The organism is Caballeronia ptereochthonis (genome assembly GCF_001545075.1).
GTDB classification, from domain to species: domain Bacteria; phylum Pseudomonadota; class Gammaproteobacteria; order Burkholderiales; family Burkholderiaceae; genus Caballeronia; species Caballeronia ptereochthonis.
In genome coordinates this window covers 116,018-134,771 of sequence record NZ_FCOB02000010.1, presented here as the reverse complement: position 1 = coordinate 134,771, position 18,754 = coordinate 116,018, and the positions used below count along the sequence as shown (strand labels likewise).

Genomic DNA, 18,754 nt, shown 5'->3' with positions numbered 1-18,754 from the left:
AACATGCCAGTCATGCATTTCCTGATTCGTTGGCCGGACGGCGTAGAGGCGAACTGCTATTCGCCTTCGACGGTCGTCGGCGAATATTTTGCTGCGGGCGAAAGCTACTCCGTCCACGAATTCGTCGCGCGCTCGCGCGAGGCATTGAACATTGGCTCGGAACGCGTGCGCGACAAGTACGGCTTCGCGTGCTCGGCCGCGCTCGATCAGCTTGCACGCATCGAAGAGGATGCGAGCCGTTTCAGTGAAGCGAATGACGCACGCGTGACCGTGCTCGCGCTCGATTGACTATCTTGTGGAGGGGGAAGCGAAATGTCCAACATGGATTCAACTCAGGCTGCGCCGGCCCATTACAGCGTGATCGTCGTGGGCGGCGGGCAGGCCGGGCTGTCGGTCAGCCACTTTTTGCAGCAGGCGAACATCGACCATCTCGTGCTGGAGAAGCATACGGTCACGCACACGTGGCGCACGCAGCGCTGGGACACGTTCTGCCTCGTGACGCCCAACTGGCAATGCGCGCTGCCGGGGCATCCGTACACCGGCGCGGACCCGCACGGCTTCATGAAGAAGGACGAGATCATCGAATACCTCGATGCGTTCATCGCGAAGGTAAAGGCGCCAGTGCTCGAAGGCGCGGCGGTGATGCGCGTGACGCGGGACGCAAACGGACGCTATGTCGTGACGAGCGGGCGCGGCGAGTTCACGGCGGACCAGATCGTCGTCGCGTCGGGCGGCTATCACACGCCGATCGTGCCGCGCATGGCCGAGCGATTGCCGCAGAACATCACGCAGGTGCAGTCGTCGGAATATCGCAATGCCGATGCGCTGCCGCCCGGCGCGGTGCTCGTCGTCGGCTCGGGCCAGTCGGGCGCGCAGATCGCGGAGGATCTGCACCTGTCGGGCCGCAAGGTGCATCTCGCGGTCGGCGAGGCGCCGCGTTGCGCGCGCTTCTATCGCGGCCGGGATGTCGTCGACTGGCTCGCGGACATGCGCTATTACGACATGCCCGTGACCGATCATCCGCTGCGCGAAGGCGTGCGCGACAACACCAATCACTATGTCACGGGCCGGGACGGCGGACGTGACATCGACCTGCGCCGTTTCGCGGTCGAGGGCATGGAACTGTTCGGGCGACTGGAAGATTTCCGCGACGGCAAGCTGCGCTTCGCGGCGAATCTGCGCGCGAATCTCGACGACGCAGACGATACGTATAACCGCATCAACGCGAGCATCGATGGATTCATCGCGAAACACGGCATCGACGCGCCGTCCGCGATGCGTTACGAGCCGCTCTGGCAGCCGCAGGACGAACGCGTGGAACTCGATCTGCAGGCGAGCGGCATTACGTCGATCGTGTGGTGCATCGGCTTCACGCCGGACTTCGGCTGGCTCGACGCGCCGGTATTCAACGGACGCGGATATCCGTCGCACATGCGCGGCGTGACGGCGGTGCCGGGGCTTTATTTCGTGGGCTTGCCGTGGCTGCACACATGGGGTTCGGGCCGCTTCTCGGGCGTTGCGCGCGATGCGCAATACATCGTCGATGCGATCTGCGCCGAGCGTGCGAGCACGCCGGATCGCGTGTCGATCGCGTGTGCCTGAAGGAGCGTCATGGCTCATCACGACGACACATATCGCGCCGGCATGCCGCAGCTGAACTTCGCGGGGCTGTCGGAGAGCTGGCTGCTGAAGGAGTGTGGCGACCGGCATTGGGATGCGCTCGCGCGCGAAACTCCGAGCGATTTCTTCTCCGATGAAGGCAGCCGCGCGTATGCCGCGTTCACGTCGATCCGTTTGCGCGCGCAAGGCATTCGTGATGCGCGGGAGAACGATACATTCCACATTCGCACGGAATTGTCGCGTGTCGGACCGGTTCGGCATCTGAGCGAACATCGTGTGAGCGGGCGCGACGGAATGAGCGCCGCCGTGTCGATGATCTCCACCTTCGTGCGTCGCACCGAGGAGCGGAATAACCGCTCGGTCGCGCGTGCAAGCTTCGCGATGCTGAAAGGCGATATCGTTCCGATGAACTCGGCCGTCGCCGACATGCAGGAGGCCGCGCGCGAGTTGCGTCGTCGTGAGGCCGATGCGCGCATCGCCGAACTCGGGCTGCACGAGGACACGACGTGTGCGCCACTAACGTTTCTGCCTTGTCCATACAACGATTTCAACGGCGCGGACTTTCTTTACTTCGCGAGCTTCCAGGCATTTGTCGATCGGGCGGAGTGGCAGACATGGCGCCTCGCCGACACACCTGCGATCGTCTCTCGAGAGTTGCACTATCACGGGAACATCAATGTCGGCGAGAGCCTGCGACTGACGTTTCGGCGCGCATTCGTCGGCGAGACGCGCGTGGCGCACTGGTGCGAGATCGAACGCACGAGCGACGGCAGGAAGATCGCCGACGTCCTCACGCACAAGACACGGAGGCGTGCATGAGCCGTCCGCGACGCGTTCCATTGAAGCCGCTTTACACTTCGGCGGATCTTGACGGCATCGAGCATCTCGATTCGCAACCCGGCGCGCAACCATTCGTGCGCGGACCGTATGCCTCGATGTACACGTCGAAGCCTTGGACCATTCGCCAGTACGCCGGTTATGCGGACGCCGCAGATTCGAATCTCGCGTTTCGCAAGGCGCTCGCGCACGGGGCGCAAGGCCTGTCTGTGGCCTTCGATCTGCCGACGCAGCTCGGCTACGATTCCACCGATCACGAAGCACGCGCCGACGTAGGCCTCGCAGGAGTGGCGATCGATACCGTCGACGACATGGCGCGTCTCTTCGAAGGCATCGCGCTCGATTGCGTATCCGTCTCGATGACGATGAACGGCGCAGTGCTGCCGGTACTCGCCGCTTTCATCGTCGCGGCCGAAGAGCGCGGCATCGCGATGGATTCGCTCTCGGGCACGGTGCAGAACGACATCCTCAAGGAGTTCATGGTGCGCAATACCTATGTGTTCGCGCCGGAACCGTCGATGCGCATCGTCGCGGATGTCGCGCAGTTTCTGAATGAACACATGCCGCGTTTCAAGGCGCTTTCCGTGTCCGGTTATCACTTTCAGGAAGCGGGCGCGGATGCTTCGCTGGAACTTGCGCTCACGTTCGCGAATGCCCGCGAATATCTTCGCGCGTTGCGTGCGCGCGGCTTGGAGGCCGATGCCGTTTGCGAGCAACTGAGCTTTTTCCTCGGCGCCGGAACGGACTTTTATACGGAGATCGCGAAGCTGCGCGCGGCGCGCTTGCTGTGGTCGAGAATCGCGGCGGAAGAGGGTGCGAGCACGCCGAAAAGCCGTGCGCTGCGCATGCACTGCCAGACTTCGGGCTGGTCGCTCAGCCCGACGCGCACGCACAACAACATCGTGCGTACGACCGTCGAGGCGATGGCGGCCGTGTTCGGCGGGACGCAGTCGCTGCACACGAATGCGCATGACGAGGCGCTCGCGCTGCCATCCGCATCGGCCTCGCAACTCGCGCGCGACACGCAACTGATCCTTCAGCACGAAATGGGCTTGTGCGACGTGATCGATCCGTGGGCCGGCTCGTACATGATGGAATCGCTGACGGCGGAACTTGCCGGGCGGGCGCGCGAAATGATCGACGAAATCGAGGCGGGCGGCGGCGCTCGTGAGGCGATTCGCACGGGCTGGGTTCAGCAGCGGATTCGAGCAAGCGCGGCGGTGACGCAAGCGCGCATCGATGCGGGGGAACAGGTGATCGTCGGCACTAACGCCTTTCGGGCAATCGAGGCAGATGATGATGCTCCCGAATGTATCGCAATCGATGGGGAGCATGTGCGCGTGCAACAGTCGCGCAGAATTTCCGACGTCAAACGCCGACGCGACGAATATCGCGTGAGCACGACGCTCTCGGCATTGACTCGCGCCGCACACGACGATGCCGACAACCTGCTTGCACTGACAATCGATTGCATGCGCGCGCGGGCGACGGTGGGTGAATGTACGCGTGCCCTTGAAGCAGTTTGGCCGCGCCATGTGCAGACATCGGGCGTCATGTCGAATGCGTATGGAACACAATACGGAGATGACGAGGCATGGCATGCGGCGATCGCACAGGTTGCGCGACTCGCGAAGAAGCTGGGCAGAAAACCACGTCTGCTGATGGCAAAACTCGGACTCGACGGACACGATCGCGGCGCGAACGTGGTGTCGGCGGCGCTGAAGGACGCGGGCTTTGATGTAGCGATGAGCGGCCTGTTTGCTTCGCCGACGCGCGCAGCGAGGTTTGCCGCGGAAGAAAGATGCGACGTGATCGGCGTTTCGTCGCTTGCCGGAGCGCATGGAAGGCTGGTACTTCAATTCATGCGCGAACTTGGAGAAAGAGACGTATGTGCGCCCGTAGTCGTCGGCGGGATCGTGCCAGATAAGGACGCGCTTTCTCTACGGAACATAGGCGTGGCAGAAATCTTCGGACCGGGGACAACCGTACACGAGATCGTCGAGCGGCTTGTGCGGCTGATTGAAACGAGCCGCTTCGGTGCGTCGATCCGGCGCGTGCCAGAACGCACGCGAGTCCTCGAATAAGGCTACCGTCTGGCAAACACGTTTGTGAAGCACCGAGGCAACGGGATTCGATGCAACGGGAGCTGAGCTGCCGCGTACGGCCATAAAGAGTCGTTCGTAGTCTCCGTCGCCGTGGCATTCTGCAGCCGGCCTTCTTGGAGATGTTGTGCAACGGCCCGCGCTGGCGCGCCATCGGTCCCAGACTCGGATTTTAAAATCCCCAGGTCCGTCGCCGGCCACTTTGAGATGCTCGCTGAGTAGTTAAGCAGCCATTCGGCGGACGGGCCCCGCGTCGAGAGCCAACACATCCGCCTCCCTGGCTTGATGATTTCTATTACCTTCGTCGGTCATGTCGTTCCGCACATCATCGCGGACCGGCTCACTGCAACGGATCCAACAGGGCGTGCCGTTCCGGATACCCGTGGCTACGAGCGTCATTCGTATCCGTAGGCACGAAGTCCTGCTTCATTGTCCGCCCAGCCGCTCTTCACCTTGACGAATGTCTCGAGATATACAGGGCCATCGAACAGCTTTTCCATGTCAAGCCGTGCGTCGGTGTTGATCTGCTTGAGCTTCGATCCTTCCTTGCCGATCACGATTGCCTTTTGTGATTCGCGTTCTACGAGGATCGTCGCGAAGATGCGCTTGAGGCGTCCTTCCTCTTCGAACCTGTCGATCAGTACCGTGCTCGTGTAGGGCAGTTCGTCGCCGGTCCAGCGGAACACCTTTTCACGCAGGATCTCGGCGGCGAGGAATCGCGAGCTCCGATCGGTCAGGTCATCTTCGCCGTAGATCGGCGTTCCTTCCGGCAGGTATGGTCTGATCGTCTCCAAGAGGTGCTCGATGTCCTTCGGATTGGTGGCCGACAGCGGCACGATCTCGACAAACTCCCGCAATTTGCTCATCTGCTGCATGAGCGGAAACAGCGTCTCCTTGTCCCTGACGCAGTCGAGCTTGTTCGCGATCAATAACGTGGGCATGCCGGGTGGAATCAGGTCGAGAACCTTCTGGTCATCCGTCACGAACTTGCCAGCCTCGATCACGAACAGGATCACGTCAACCGAGGTCAGCGTCGACGTAACCGCGCGGTTCAACGACCGGTTCAGCGCGGCGTCATGACGGGTCTGGAAGCCGGGCGTGTCGACGAAGATGAACTGCGCGTCCGGAGTCGTATTGATACCTGTGATGCGATGACGCGTCGTCTGTGCCTTACGCGATGTAATACTGATCTTCTGTCCGACGAGCGCGTTCATTAGTGTCGACTTACCGACGTTCGGCCGCCCGACGATAGCGATAACTCCACAACGGAAACCAGGAGGGGAAGGGTCAACAGCAGGATCGTTCATGGTCCATACCTCGGCGATGGCAGCGAGTTTGGAAGGCGAGCCCCGACGTGAGTGCTTGATCGATTGATTATAGCGAAGCAGATCTGGAACTTTGCAGGCAAACATGTCGAAGTGTTGATCGCTTTATGCGATATTCACTATCGGTTCCGTTGTTGGTGGTCTGAGCGCTACCGACTTCCCGCTACCCAAGCTGTACTCCACATAATTTCGTTAGCCTGTGCTCCAACTCATACCGTTCTCGATCTACCTTTCCACAATGAAATCGGCTCGAACGGCGTTCGTGGCCGATGACAAAAGCCAGAGTAGGATCATGGTACGTGGCCCTATTTTGAGGAGCAGGCTGAATGTGTCCGCATCGGTTGATCGTCCGACGTTTTTGAATAGCTCTCGGCTTTGAATGACGGGAGGGCCGTTCAGGTGAACCTGATTGAAAGCATGCGTGTCTTTGTCCGGGCGGTTGAACGCGCCAGCATTTCGGACGCGGCTCGTGATCTTGGAATAGGGCAGTCCACCGCGAGTGAGCGGGTCGAGAGACTCGAGAAGTTCGTCGGCTGTCGCCTTCTTTTGAGAAGTGCGCGAACCTTCAAATGCACGCCGGAAGGACAGGCTTTCTATAAACGGAGCAAAACCATTCTGCTGGCCGCATCGGAAGCGATTTCCGAGGTCTCCGGGGACCGGCAGCGGACCAACGGCACGACACGCATTGCTGCTCCGTATTGCTTTGGCGAGATCGTGCTGCCGGACCTCGTTCAGTATCTGCGCACCAATTTTCCGCAAATTGGCTTGAGCTTGATATTGAGCGACAAGGTGGTCGACCTCGTGGCGGAGGGCGTAGATATCGCGTTCCGAATCGGTAGCCTGGGCGGAGGCGGGTTCATCGCCTATCCTCTCGGTAAAGTTAAGCGACGTCTCGTCGCGTCATGTGCTTACCTAAAAAGGCACGAATCCGTAGCAACCCTATCTGACCTTGCGGCGCATTCGTTTATCGGCGTCAATGGCGTATTCTCCACCGGTCAAATCACACTGATCGGCGACGCTGGCATCGTTGAAAGTGTACTCGTTCGCAGCGAGATCACGGCCAGTCACTGGCGCCCCGCCTACGAGTTGATTCGGATGGGAATAGGCATAGGGGTGCTTGAGCAGCATGCCTGCGCAGAAGCACTTGCAACAGGACAGTTCGCTGAATTGCTGCCTGGATTTCAGATTCCTGCGCTGGACCTGAACCTCCTCATTCAAGCCCAGCGCCCTGTCCCGCAACGGGTGAGGACGATCGTGTCAATCTTGATGAGCACCGTGCCCAAGCTTCTCGGCGAAAACTCGCAAGGCTGAGAGACAACTGGATGCAGGCCTGACGGTCAATGCGGCGGTACCCCATACTTTGTATCGGCTCGTCAAACCGTCGCCGCTTCATCGAGGGGCTACGCTTCAAGCTGAGTCAGGATGTGAAGACCTCGCCGTGTAACAGCAGCGGTTCACCCCTCAAGCCGCCCCGAATCGCGGCCGCGGCCTTCTCGTATATCAGCTCACGGTGCAGCTCGAACTCCCGCAGCAGATCGGACTTATGACCGCCCGGCTGAGACAACTCGTGGAGCACCTTCTCAGTCATGACGCAAAAATAGTGGACGCTGTCCACTTTGATGCCGAATTTAACGGCATCGTGTCCGTCGATATGCACGATCCTGATACCTTCTATGGTGTCGGCCATCGTCGCCTCCATGCTGGCTGTCCAAAAAGCCTAGCACGAAAAAACGGTCTGACTCCGCTTTTTCAGGTAATCGCACTGCGCTTCTTGCATCGGCAACAAGCACGAGACGCCAACCATGTGGTGCAGACGAGCCAACGCTCGTTTCCTTTCTGAGTCGGACAGAATGGGCTTCTCAATTTCCGCCTATGCTGATACGTAACCGAGACCGATCGAACAGCATCCATGAGTTGTCTGCTCGAAATTTTTGATGCTCGAGCAGACAACGCTCACGAAGGATGAACAGGCAGAGGTTGACCATGAAAAAGGAACCATCAAGTCGGCTTACGGGTTTTCTAAGCGACCTGAAGTGGATGTTGATCCTCTGGCTCCTGGGAGTGGGCGCTACCGCACTCCTTGTATTGCCGATCCGTGTGCTGATAGCGGCCATGATGCGGAAATACTAGCGATGCCGCCCCATTTCCCCGGGTACGCGCGACCACGCGACGCGCCCGTACCGTGGTTCGGCCAATTAAGTCGGCGGCAATGTCCAGCATGTTGGTTAGCGGAGCTACTTTCCGAGTGCGAACTCCGATAGATAGTATCGGGTGAACAGACGTTGACAGCGGTACAGAGGCGCCCCCTGTGTGCTCGTGATGCTTTCACATCGAGCGTTGCCGGGAATAGCGCGGCCTCGTGGCGTTCTTCCTCGCTCGCACGCCTGATGCCATCGGCTGTCGCTTTCGGCGCGCATGGACTACCTTGAGAGACGAGCCTGCGAGGAGGGGCTACGAATCATCTCGCCATCCCATGCCGTATCCAGGGTGTCGATGTGTTTTGTAAGATAAATCAATCGACGAACGGAATGAGTCGACCATACACATGCTCTGTGATATCCGCCAAGCCAAGCCTCCTGTCGCGTGCTCCACCAATGACACGCTTCAGCCTGGCGGATGTAAGGCGGCGATGTTCCGAGCTATCGACCTCGACGTCACGAGGTTGGCACGCACGGAGCAGCCCGTTAAATGCGCGTTTTTTTATAACAATAAAAACTTTTTAATAATAGCCGGGACGACGGGTTTATTCGGTTGTCGCTATATACAGTAAAACCTAACGCTGCTTTGGTTAATCTGAACGCACGCCTATTTTTCTCTTGCACAAGAATTTAGATTAACTAAGCTTAATCGCAGGAACAGCCATCTCGTAAGCCGCGAGGCGGCGAAGTCTTTAAGCCTACAGGCTATCCCGTCCCTAGCAGGACTACGCTCGTTCATTGGAGGTTCATGTGGCCAAGCTACGCGACGTGCCAGGTATCAGGCCGTACGAAGGTCCCGCTGGCGGTTGGGGTGCACTCAGGGCGACCGCTCAGGCGATCCACGATCAGATGGATAGCATAGAGGCACCGATCACACTGCTTAGAACAAATCAGCCTACCGGATTCGATTGCCCGGGCTGCGCCTGGCCCGACAAGGAACACCGCTCCACCTTCCAGTTCTGCGAGAACGGTGCGAAAGCCGTTACGTGGGAAGCGACCACCAAGCGTGTGCTGCCGGAGTTTTTTGCTAGCCATACCGTCAGCTCGCTTCTGAAGATGACCGACTATGAACTGGAGGACATGGGACGGCTCACACACCCGCTGGTTTACGACCGTGCAACCGATACCTATCGCCCCGTCGAATGGGAAGATGCGTTCGCGCGCATCGGCGAGATCCTCCGCGCGCTAAAACCGGATCAGGTCGAGTTCTATACGTCGGGGCGCGCTTCAAACGAAGCTGCGTATCTGTATCAGTTGTTCGCGCGCGAATACGGCACGAACAATTTCCCCGATTGCTCGAACATGTGCCACGAGCCGACCAGCGTGGGATTGCCGCTGTCGATCGGAATCGGCAAGGGTACCGTATCGCTGGACGATTTCGATTCGGCGGAGCTCATCATTGCGATAGGCCACAACCCCGGCACGAATCATCCGCGCATGATGGGTACACTCCATGAAGCCGCACGGCGAAACGTCCCGATCATCGTGTTCAATCCGTTGCGCGAGCGTGCGCTGGAGCGTTTTGCCGATCCGCAGAGCATGCTGGAGATGGCGACCTTCGGGTCCACCCGAATTGCGTCGACCTATTTCCAAGTCGACGCCGGCGGCGATGCGGCGGCGCTGAAAGGGGTGATGAAGGCGTTGCTCCAGATGGAAGCCGAGCAGGGCGACGTCCTCGATCGGGAATTCATTGCCGCACATACGGAAGGGTTCGATGCCTTCGCCGCGGACCTCGAAGCCACCTCGTGGGAGGATATCGAAAAAGCAAGCGGCCTCACGCGTGAAGACCTTGACCACGTGGCCGTCGCGTATGCAAAATCCAACGCGACCATCGTGAGCTATGGCATGGGCGTCACGCAGCACAACAAGGGAACAGCCAACGTCCGGCTGATTGCCGACCTGTTGCTCATGCGTGGAAACTTCGGAAAGCCCGGCGCGGGAATCTGTCCGCTGCGCGGGCACTCCAATGTACAGGGAAACCGCACCGTCGGCATTACCGAAAAGCCCTCCGAGGAATTTCTCAAGCTCATAGAAATCGCGTGCGGCTTCACGCCGCCTTCCGAGCACGGGCATGACGCGGTCCAGGCCATGCAGGCCATGATCGACGGATCGTCGAAGGCACTCCTTTGCCTCGGTGGAAATTTTGCCGTTGCGCTGCCGGACCCCGAGCAGTCGTTCCCCGCCATGTCCAAACTCGATCTGGCCGTGCATATTGGCACCAAGCTCAACCGCACGCACCTCCTCGTCGCGAAGGAAACGTATCTGTTCCCTTGCCTTGGACGAACAGAGCTTGATGTGCAGACTGGAGGACGGCAGTCGGTCACGGTTGAGGACTCGATGTCGATGGTCCATGCGTCGTCGGGCAAGCTCACACCCGCGTCGGAGTTCCTGCGCTCGGAGCCCGCAATTGTCGCCGGCATCGCACGCGCCACATTGCCGAATACCAAAGTGCCGTGGATGGAACTGATCGCCGACTACGACAAGATCCGTGACCTGATTGAACAGACCGTTTCTGGCTTCGAGGACTTCAACGCGCGCATCAGAGTTCCCGGTGGATTCAGGCTGCCGCTTCCGCCGACCGAGCGACAGTGGCATACGCCGACGGGCAAGGCAATGTTCTCCGTGTACAGCGGGGTGAAGGAAGATGCCGACGTCCTCGGCGCTGAGAACGTGCTGCGACTCATCACGATCCGCAGCCACGATCAGTACAACACCACCATCTATGCGATGGACGACCGCTATCGAGGCGTGTTTGGCAGGCGGGATGTCCTTTTCATGAACCAGGACGACATGGCCGAACACGGCATCGAACACGGCGATCTGGTAGACATTGAAACGATCACTTCCGGTAGGCCGCTCAAACTGAAAAACATCACCGCGATCATCTACAACATCGCAAAGGGCTCGGTCGCGGCGTACTACCCGGAAGCCAACGTTCTGGTGCCACTCGACTATATCGACAAGGAGAGCGGTACACCTTCTTACAAGTCAGTGCCCGTACGGGTGGAGCGCGTCGCGACGAACTGACCTTGCATTGGCTGCTTGCCTGATATGCCGCGCTTTGCCGTCCGATCGGTCGGCATTCAGGCGGCTGGGGCGGGCGCGGCGTCGCGCGGCGAAGAGAAAGACCGCGCGACAAAAGCGGAGCCGCGCCACCCCGCCATTTCCTTCGCAAAACGGTGAAATCTGGTCCAACGGGCGTCAAATCCATCGCGTAGTCGTAGCACCGCCGCATGACGTTTGTCGTCACACGCTTGATGTCATCATCTGGAGCTATTGACCGATCATGGAAATCTTCGACGCCTTTCATCTCGCCAGGCTGCAGTTTGCGTTCACGGTTTCATTTCATATCGTCTTTCCGGCGATCAGTATTGGCATGGCCAGCTTCCTCGCCGTGCTCGAGTGGCGCTTTCTGTTGACTGGCGACAAAGCGTACAAGGACATGTACCTGTTCTGGTCGAGGATCTTTGCTGTCGGCTTCGGGATGGGCGTCGTCTCCGGCGTCGTAATGGCCTACGAGTTCGGCACGAACTGGAGCGGGTTCTCCATGATCGCCGGCAACATCACCGGCCCGCTATTGACCTATGAAGTCCTCACAGCTTTCTTTCTGGAAGCCGGATTTCTCGGGATCATGCTGTTTGGCTGGCATCGGGTGAGTCCCCGGGCGCATTTCTTCGCGACGCTCATGGTCGCGGTCGGGACGCTGATTTCGACGTTCTGGATTCTGGCGTCAAACAGCTTCATGCAAACGCCGCAGGGGTTCGCCATGGAAAATGGCCGTATTGTCCCTGTCGACTGGTTCAAGGTGATTTTCAATCCATCGTTTCCCTATCGGCTGGTTCACATGACAATCGCCGCGTTTATCGTAGCGGCCTTCATTGTCGCGGCATGCGGTGCATGGCACCTGCTCCATGGCCGGCGCGACGTACCGGTCAAGCGCAGCTTTTCAATGGCGCTGTGGATGCTGCTCGTACTTACGCCGATACAGATTTTCGTCGGTGACGCGCACGGACTGAACACGCGCGAGTATCAGCCGGTGAAGATCGCGGCCATCGAAGGACTGTGGGAAACCGAGCATGGCGGTACCGCACTGAACCTGTTTGGTCTGCCCGACATGGACGCGGAGGTGACACGATACGCGATCCAGATACCTCATCTCGGCAGCTTGATCCTGACACATAGTTGGGACGGCGAGATCCGCGGCATGAAGGAGTTTCCGCCGCAGGATCGCCCGTATTCGCCTATCGTGTTCTGGACATTCCGCATCATGGCCGGCCTTGGCATGCTGATGCTAGTGACCGCTATCGTCGGGCTGCTGCTGCGGCGGGGCGGCCGACTTTACGAGGCCCGCTGGTATCAATGGTTTGTATTGTGCATGGGACCGTCCGGCATCGTGGCATTGCTGGCCGGGTGGATCACGACGGAGGTAGGCCGCCAGCCCTGGACGGTCTATGGCGTCGTACGTACCGTGGACTCGGTCTCGCCCATCGGCAGCCAGCAAGCGGGCGTCACTCTGTTGATACTGATCATCGTGTATTTCCTTGTATTCGGCACGGGCGTCTATTACATGCTGAAGATGATGAAGGCAGGTCCTGCAGCAGGCCTCGAAACCCGCGAGTCGCTGAAATACCCCGAATTGCACAACCGTGCCCTCGACGTGCTGGAAGGAGAATAATGTCATGCAAATCGATCTTCCCGTCATCTGGGCGTTCATTATCGGACTTGGCGTCTTTATCTATGTGATGCTCGACGGCTTCGATCTGGGCATTGGCTTGCTGTTTCCATTCTTCGAAGAAAAGGGCGATCGTCACGTCATGCTCAATACCGTCGCCCCGGTTTGGGACGGCAACGAGACGTTTCTGGTCCTTGGCGGCGCCGGGCTCTACGGCGCTTTTCCCGTTGTCTACTCGACCCTCCTGCCGGCCAACTATATGCCGCTGATGCTGATGGTCGTGGGCTTGATTTTTCGCGGGGCGGCGTTCGAGCTGCGCGCGAAGGCCAAACGCACGCAACACGCCTGGGATCTCGCATTCATTGGCGGCTCGGCGCTCGCGGGGTTTTGCCAAGGCATCACGCTGGGCTCTCTGCTACAGGGGATCAAGATTGCCGACTCACGCTTCGTCGGCGAGCCGTTCGACTGGCTCTCGCCGTTCAGCGTGTTCTGTGGCATTGGCGTACTGATGACCTATGCGACGCTGGGGTGTGGCTGGCTCATCCTCAAAACGGACGGGGAACTGCAGCGCAAGATGCGGGAATTGATGCGTCCCCTCGTGCTTGCCCTGCTGGCAACGATCGCGATCGTCAGTCTCTGGACCGTGATCGGATTGCCTGCCGTGGAGAAACGCTGGTTTGGAAGCGGCCTGCTTGGATGGTTTCTTCCTGTACCGATACTCGTCATTCTCTGCGTGTGGGGCATCCTTCGCTCGATCCGGCTTCAGCACGAAGCAATGCCGTTCCTTCTGACGCTAGCCATCTGCTTTCTCGGCTATACCGGCCTCGTCATCAGCATCTGGCCGTACATCATCCCGCCATCGCTGACGATCTGGGACGCTTCGTCGAGTCACTCAAGCCAGCTCTTTGCGCTTGTCGGCACCGTCATCGTATTGCCGGTCATTCTCGTCTATAACGCCATGCAATATCGCGTATTTCGGGGGAAAGTACGCGAAGGCGACCCCGGCTACCATTGACGCGGAGAGGGAAGCCGGCGGTCATCGCATCCAGAGGCGCGCGCGCCCTAGCTCCATTCGTGTGCGAACTGAGACAGTCTCCTGACTTTTGGATGCGTCATTCAGCACATGACAAGAGCACATCATGATCGTAAGACCAACTGAAAACTGGTTCCGCCTGCTGTTTGTATGGAACGGTTCTGTTCTTCAATCGATTATTCCGCAGCTGGTTTTCATGGCAGTCATCAGTATCATCGCCGCATTCACACACGGGAGGATCTTCGGGGAGAAGATCCCGCTCAACACCGCTCCCTTTACGTTGTTCGGTCTCGCCCTTGCTATCTTTCTAGCGTTCCGCAACAACGCGAGCTATGGGCGGTTCAATGAAGCACGTCATTTGTGGGGCGGCCTGCTGATCTCCACGCGAGCATTGACGTCACAAATACTATGTTACGTGCCGGACCAAGCGAACAAGCTCCAACTGACCCAGATGACGATTGCCTTCGTCTACGCACTCAAGCATGAACTCCGGGGCACAGATCCGATGCCGGATTTCGTGCGCCTGCTCGGGCTCGATCAGGCCGAGCAGCTACGCTTGAAGCACTACAAACCCACGGCCCTTCTCAACGAAATCCGTCGCGAACTCGCTCAATCGGAACTGCGCGCACGAGCAGGGGAGACGACACTCTGGATGCTGGATGCGCAGATCAACGAATTAGGCGCAGCTGTCGGAGGATGTGAACGCATCGCCTCCACCCCGGTCCCATTCTCCTATAGCGTGCTGCTACACAGAACGGTCTATGCTTACTGCATCATGCTGCCATTCGGACTGGTTGATTCGACGGAGTTCTTCACGCCTCTGCTGTGTGTGTTCATCTCCTACACGTTGATCGCGCTCGAAGCGATCGCCAGCGAAGTGGCGGAACCGTTTACCGTCGCGCCTAACGCCCTCGCGCTCGACGCCATGGCGCGAAATATCGAACGCTCTGTTCTTGAACTGTGCGGGCGCCCACTGCCGGAAGCAGTCGCGCCGATTCGTCTTTATCATTTGACTTGAGAAAAGCGTGAGTGCGTCCGTTGGTCGCGCGGCGGGCTCGGGGCGCGCGATCCTATTCTCAGTTGACAAATCTATTTCGCAATTGGCGACGAACTTGTTTTCATCTACGCGTCGCGGCGGCTTCGACCAGCGCCGCATGTCCATCCGACTCACTGGAATCAGCGCTTGTCGGCCGCCAGTTCGGGCGCGCGTTGAAGAATCGGCGCCTGACTTACCTTCCCTGGTAGTGTCAGTGTCACAATCGCGCACAACATTGTGCAGGCGGCGAGAAACGTGAACGCGCCATCATAGGAGCCATGCCTGGCGACGATGAGAAACCCCATCACCGCCGGCGATGCGACACCTGCGAGTTGACTGCCCAGATTGACGATGCCCGAAGCCATGCCCATGTCCTTCGCCTCGATCAGCTTGAGCGGCAACGACCACAGCGCGATGAAGGAGATCTTCATGCTGAACGCGAGTACCAGTTGACACGCGATGACGACAGGCAACGCGGGCACGTTCAACATCACGAACAGGCTCGCGCCCGCGAGCACGACGCTTGCCAGCAGCAGATACTTCTCACGTCCGGCGAAGGCTTTGTCGGCGAGCCATCCGCCCGCGAGCATGCCAACGATGCCCGCCACGCCTGGCAGCGCGGAAAAAAAGCCGGCATGCGCGAGATCGAGTTTCTGCACCTTGATCATGTAAGAAGGGAGCCAGGACAAGAATCCCCAGATCAGGATGTTGACCCCGAAATTGATCACCGAAATTTTCCAGATGTTGCTGTCGCGGATCAGATCGCGAAAGCCGCGCGGAGGCTCGAAGGCGATGCCTGCCGCCGGCTGGTTGCTGGGCGCGGGATGCGAACGGCGCGTTCCGAAAAAATACAGCGCGAATGCGACGAGACCGGCCGCCGACGCGCCGATGAACATCCCTCGCCAGCCGGTATACGCGATCAACGGCACGGCGATCAGCGGCGCGACGACGAGACTCAGGGGATTGGTCGCAAGCATGAACGACTGGACCCGCGCGCGCTCGTTCTTCGCGTAGCCTTCCGCGACGGCTTTGTACGCCGCGGTCGGAAAGCAGCCTTCGAAGATGCCGAACAAAAAGCGAATGACGAACATCGCGGCGAGCGACCAGGCGAGCCCGCTGCCCGCGGTGAAAATCGCGAACATGCCGACAGAAAAAAGAATGGTCTTGCGCGTTCCGATTTTGTCGGCGAGCCAGCCGCCGGGCAACTGGATGATCGCGTAGCCGACGAAAAACACGCTCAGCAAAAGCCCGAGCCCCGCTTCGTCGATCTTGAACTCCGCGCCGATGAAAGGCAGCGCCATGTTGATGAGAAAACGCTCCAGATAGCTCGCGAACCAGCAAACGAACAAGATCGACGCGAACTGGAATTTTTGGTTCGAAACGTTCATACGTGCCTCACTCCTGAGCACGGGTCGCGCATTCCGATAAAATCGTGCGCGCCCGGACTTCGATGTCTCCCACGATGGATTCGCCCGCCGCGCGAACGGCACGCGTTCCGATGGCGCTTTCGTTCGTGCGGCGGCGTTCAGTCGAACACGACCGGCGCGCCCGGCGGCGGACTGAAACCGAGATCGCCACGCGCGATCACGGCTTCGCGTCCGCCATTCGCGGCGAGCAATTCGGACTGGCGCTCGCGCACCATGCGATCCACGTCGTGCGGATCGCAGATGCGCAAGAGGCGTGCGTGGCATTCGCGCAGCACGCTCGCATAGCGGGGATCGGTCGCGCGATCGTGCAACTCTTCGGGGTCAGCGGCGAGATCGAACAATTGCGGCGGATAGTCGACGTAGTACACGTACTTGTACTGCTCGTGTCGAATCATGAACGCGCCGGTCGACGAGCCCATGCCGTGATATTCCGTCAGGACGTTGCGATCCGGCTTCGCGCCATCGGCGATGTCTTCGAGCGATACGCCGGGAAAGCCCGTCGTCAGCGCGGGGTCCGTTTCGCCGACCGAGCGTAGGATGAACGGATAGGCATCGACGTGGCTCACGGGTGTATCGACGACCTTGCCCGGTTCAATACCCGGCCCCGCGACGATCAGCGGCACACCGGACGCTTCCTCGAACATCGTCGATTTGCCCCACATGCCGCGCGATCCAAGGTTGTCGCCATGATCGCTTGTGTACATCACGCGCGTGTCGTCGGCGAGGCCCGCGTCGCCGAGCGCCTTCAGAACGAGACCGATGTTTTCATCGAGGAAAGAACAGAGTCCGTAATAGCCCGCGAGCGCGCGCTTGAGCTTGTCTTCGTCGAAATAGTCGTCGTAGTTGAAGCTGCCGCGATAGTCGACCAGATACGGATGCGTCGGCCGTTCTTCCTTGCGATAGAGCTTGGGCAGCGGCAGATCGCGATCGTAGTACTTGTAGAAATGCTGCGGCGGCGCGGTGAGCGGGAAATGCGGCGCGACGAACGAAACGAACAGCACCCACGGTTTGTCCGCGTGTTTCCTCGCGGCCTCGCGCAGCCACACTTGCGCGCGCGCCGCGATCTCGCGGTCGTAGAACGTGTACTGGCTCTCGCCCGGACCGGCCATGTTCGCCATTTTGTACGCGCCCTTGCGCACCGGCAGATCGCTGCGCACGAGGCCCATCAGATCGCCTTTGCCCTCGATGATATGCATCGGGATGATCTCTTCGGTGAAGCCGTGGTCTTCGCCCGTCAGCTTGAAATGCAGCTTGCCGATCGACGTCACGTTGTGGCCGCGATCACGCAGCTTGTGGTGCCAGCTTGGAACGGCGCCGTCGTAGGCGTCGGCGTTATCCGCGTAGCCGATCTGATGAATGTACTTGCCGACCGCAAACGACGCACGCGCGGGAATGCACACAGGGCTCGTGCAATACGCGGAGCGAAAGCGCGTGCCACGCGCGGCGAGGGCGTCGAGATTGGGCGTCTCGACGATCTCGTTGCCCGCGCAGCCGAGCATTTTCGGATTGTGCTCGTCGGACATGATGATGAGCAGGTTCTGAAATTCTTTCATGATTTCCTTAAACTATGTAGGACTATAGTTCCAGAAGAGCAAAATTTTTTCGGGGCGATGTTCTGCCCCGATGAAAAACCTAACGCGATTGATGCGCCATCTTCGGCAACTGATCCGGAATGCTGAGTACACGATCTGTCGCCGGAATGAAAAACTCCTGGTAGTACACGCATGCGGATTCGCCCATCATGGCGGCAGCTTGCATGAAGAGACCGCTTTCATTTTTTCGTGCGCCAATCGCTTCGGCTGTCGTGGCGTCGAACTTGACGATGCTCATGTCGTGGGTAATGCGTGTAATCGGAACACTCAGTTCGCCCGCGATCACCGTTTTGAAGTTCAGACCGTCCAGCGAGCGTAGTGACGCCTTCGACAGACGCGGCAAGATGCGGCTATCCATGTAGAAGCGCACGAGCACGTCGAACTCGCTGTTCACGTTGATGACGCGCGTGATCAGCATGAGATTGCCGCCGGCATCGGGAAAATAGCGCGTCCATGCGCCGCGCGTTTTTACGCGTTCGCGGCTCAGCACTCTCGAATAGACCGGCAGAAAGCTCACGCCGTCGGCATCGAGAAAACGGCAATGCCACGGATCTTCCATGCGCAAATCGTTTTCCGCGACGAAACTGCCGAGGCCGTGACGCCGCACGACCACGCCCTGATCGACCAATGTGCGCAATGCGCGCTGCACGGTGCCGAGGCTGAACGGCGTCATGACCGCCAGCTCTTCTTCGGTCGGCAATCTGTCGCCGGCCTTCCAGTGTCCGGCGGTGATGGCCTGCATCAGCACGGTGGAAAGACGCATGTATTTGGGCGCGCCGCTGCGGTCGGGCCGCGTGAGCGTGGAAAAGATGTCGGCGTTGTCGGCGGCGGCCTGCATTCGTAGTGAACCTGAATCGAGTGGAAACCATAGAACTATATAGTTCTATCGAACGGTATGCGTTCGGCGCCGTT

14 protein-coding genes are annotated in these 18,754 nt (G+C 59.3%); 9 read left to right on the top strand and 5 right to left on the bottom strand.

The window, feature by feature from the left end; all coding sequences use genetic code 11:
• Positions 1 to 3: 3 nt before the first annotated feature.
• Genes AWB83_RS12850 through scpA form a run of 4 tightly spaced genes read left to right on the top strand, consistent with a single transcriptional unit; the run spans position 4 to position 4,541 of the window.
• Entirely contained in the window at positions 4 to 288 is a 285-nt protein-coding gene (locus AWB83_RS12850; RefSeq protein ID WP_087045792.1) for an MSMEG_0570 family nitrogen starvation response protein, read from the top strand.
• Between the two features lie 24 nt (positions 289 to 312).
• Complete coding sequence (locus AWB83_RS12845) at positions 313 to 1,602, top strand: MSMEG_0569 family flavin-dependent oxidoreductase (RefSeq protein ID WP_087045790.1); 1,290 nt, start codon at positions 313 to 315, stop codon at positions 1,600 to 1,602.
• A gap of 9 nt (positions 1,603 to 1,611) precedes the next feature.
• Positions 1,612 to 2,439: a Pnap_2097 family protein gene (locus tag AWB83_RS12840; protein WP_087045788.1), complete on the top strand. Its 828-nt coding sequence runs from the start codon at positions 1,612 to 1,614 to the stop codon at positions 2,437 to 2,439.
• The gene (gene scpA, locus AWB83_RS12835; RefSeq protein ID WP_244197704.1) at positions 2,436 to 4,541 is read left to right on the top strand and encodes a methylmalonyl-CoA mutase; all 2,106 of its coding nucleotides are present in this window, start codon (positions 2,436 to 2,438) and stop codon (positions 4,539 to 4,541) included. The genes AWB83_RS12840 and scpA overlap by 4 nt, the downstream gene beginning before the upstream one ends.
• Before the next feature lie 413 nt (positions 4,542 to 4,954).
• On the opposite strand, the gene era is transcribed toward scpA, so the two are convergent.
• Entirely contained in the window at positions 4,955 to 5,866 is a 912-nt protein-coding gene (era, locus tag AWB83_RS12830) for a GTPase Era (protein WP_087045784.1), read from the bottom strand.
• Between the two features lie 417 nt (positions 5,867 to 6,283).
• Here era and AWB83_RS12825 point away from each other — a divergent pair, with 417 nt between their 5' ends.
• Positions 6,284 to 7,195, top strand: a complete 912-nt coding sequence (locus tag AWB83_RS12825) for a LysR family transcriptional regulator (RefSeq protein WP_087045933.1) — start codon at positions 6,284 to 6,286, stop codon at positions 7,193 to 7,195.
• Positions 7,196 to 7,301: 106 nt separating this feature from the next.
• On the opposite strand, the gene AWB83_RS12820 is transcribed toward AWB83_RS12825, so the two are convergent.
• Positions 7,302 to 7,571 (bottom strand): DUF1488 family protein, encoded by a 270-nt coding sequence (locus AWB83_RS12820; protein ID WP_159463048.1) that lies wholly within the window; start codon positions 7,569 to 7,571, stop codon positions 7,302 to 7,304.
• Positions 7,572 to 8,832: 1,261 nt separating this feature from the next.
• Here AWB83_RS12820 and AWB83_RS12810 point away from each other — a divergent pair.
• From AWB83_RS12810 to AWB83_RS12795, 4 genes are all read left to right on the top strand, one after another.
• Positions 8,833 to 11,109, top strand: coding sequence for an FdhF/YdeP family oxidoreductase (locus AWB83_RS12810; RefSeq protein ID WP_087045778.1), 2,277 nt, complete (start codon positions 8,833 to 8,835; stop codon positions 11,107 to 11,109).
• Positions 11,110 to 11,368: 259 nt separating this feature from the next.
• On the top strand, positions 11,369 to 12,757 hold the full coding sequence (locus AWB83_RS12805; protein ID WP_087045776.1) for a cytochrome ubiquinol oxidase subunit I: 1,389 nt from the start codon (positions 11,369 to 11,371) through the stop codon (positions 12,755 to 12,757).
• A gap of 4 nt (positions 12,758 to 12,761) precedes the next feature.
• The gene (gene cydB, locus AWB83_RS12800) at positions 12,762 to 13,769 is read left to right on the top strand and encodes a cytochrome d ubiquinol oxidase subunit II (protein ID WP_087045774.1); all 1,008 of its coding nucleotides are present in this window, start codon (positions 12,762 to 12,764) and stop codon (positions 13,767 to 13,769) included.
• A 124-nt stretch (positions 13,770 to 13,893) separates the two neighbouring features.
• A complete protein-coding gene (locus tag AWB83_RS12795) occupies positions 13,894 to 14,805 on the top strand; it encodes a bestrophin family protein (RefSeq protein ID WP_087045772.1) in 912 nt (303 codons plus the stop codon).
• A gap of 158 nt (positions 14,806 to 14,963) precedes the next feature.
• Here AWB83_RS12795 and AWB83_RS12790 read toward each other — a convergent pair whose 3' ends face one another.
• The 3 genes from AWB83_RS12790 to AWB83_RS12780 form a co-directional block, all read right to left on the bottom strand.
• Positions 14,964 to 16,211 (bottom strand): MFS transporter, encoded by a 1,248-nt coding sequence (locus tag AWB83_RS12790; protein ID WP_087045769.1) that lies wholly within the window; start codon positions 16,209 to 16,211, stop codon positions 14,964 to 14,966.
• Between the two features lie 137 nt (positions 16,212 to 16,348).
• Positions 16,349 to 17,803, bottom strand: a complete 1,455-nt coding sequence (locus tag AWB83_RS12785) for a sulfatase family protein (protein WP_208636749.1) — start codon at positions 17,801 to 17,803, stop codon at positions 16,349 to 16,351.
• A gap of 79 nt (positions 17,804 to 17,882) precedes the next feature.
• Positions 17,883 to 18,680, bottom strand: coding sequence for a GntR family transcriptional regulator (locus AWB83_RS12780; protein WP_087045766.1), 798 nt, complete (start codon positions 18,678 to 18,680; stop codon positions 17,883 to 17,885).
• Positions 18,681 to 18,754: the final 74 nt, after the last annotated feature.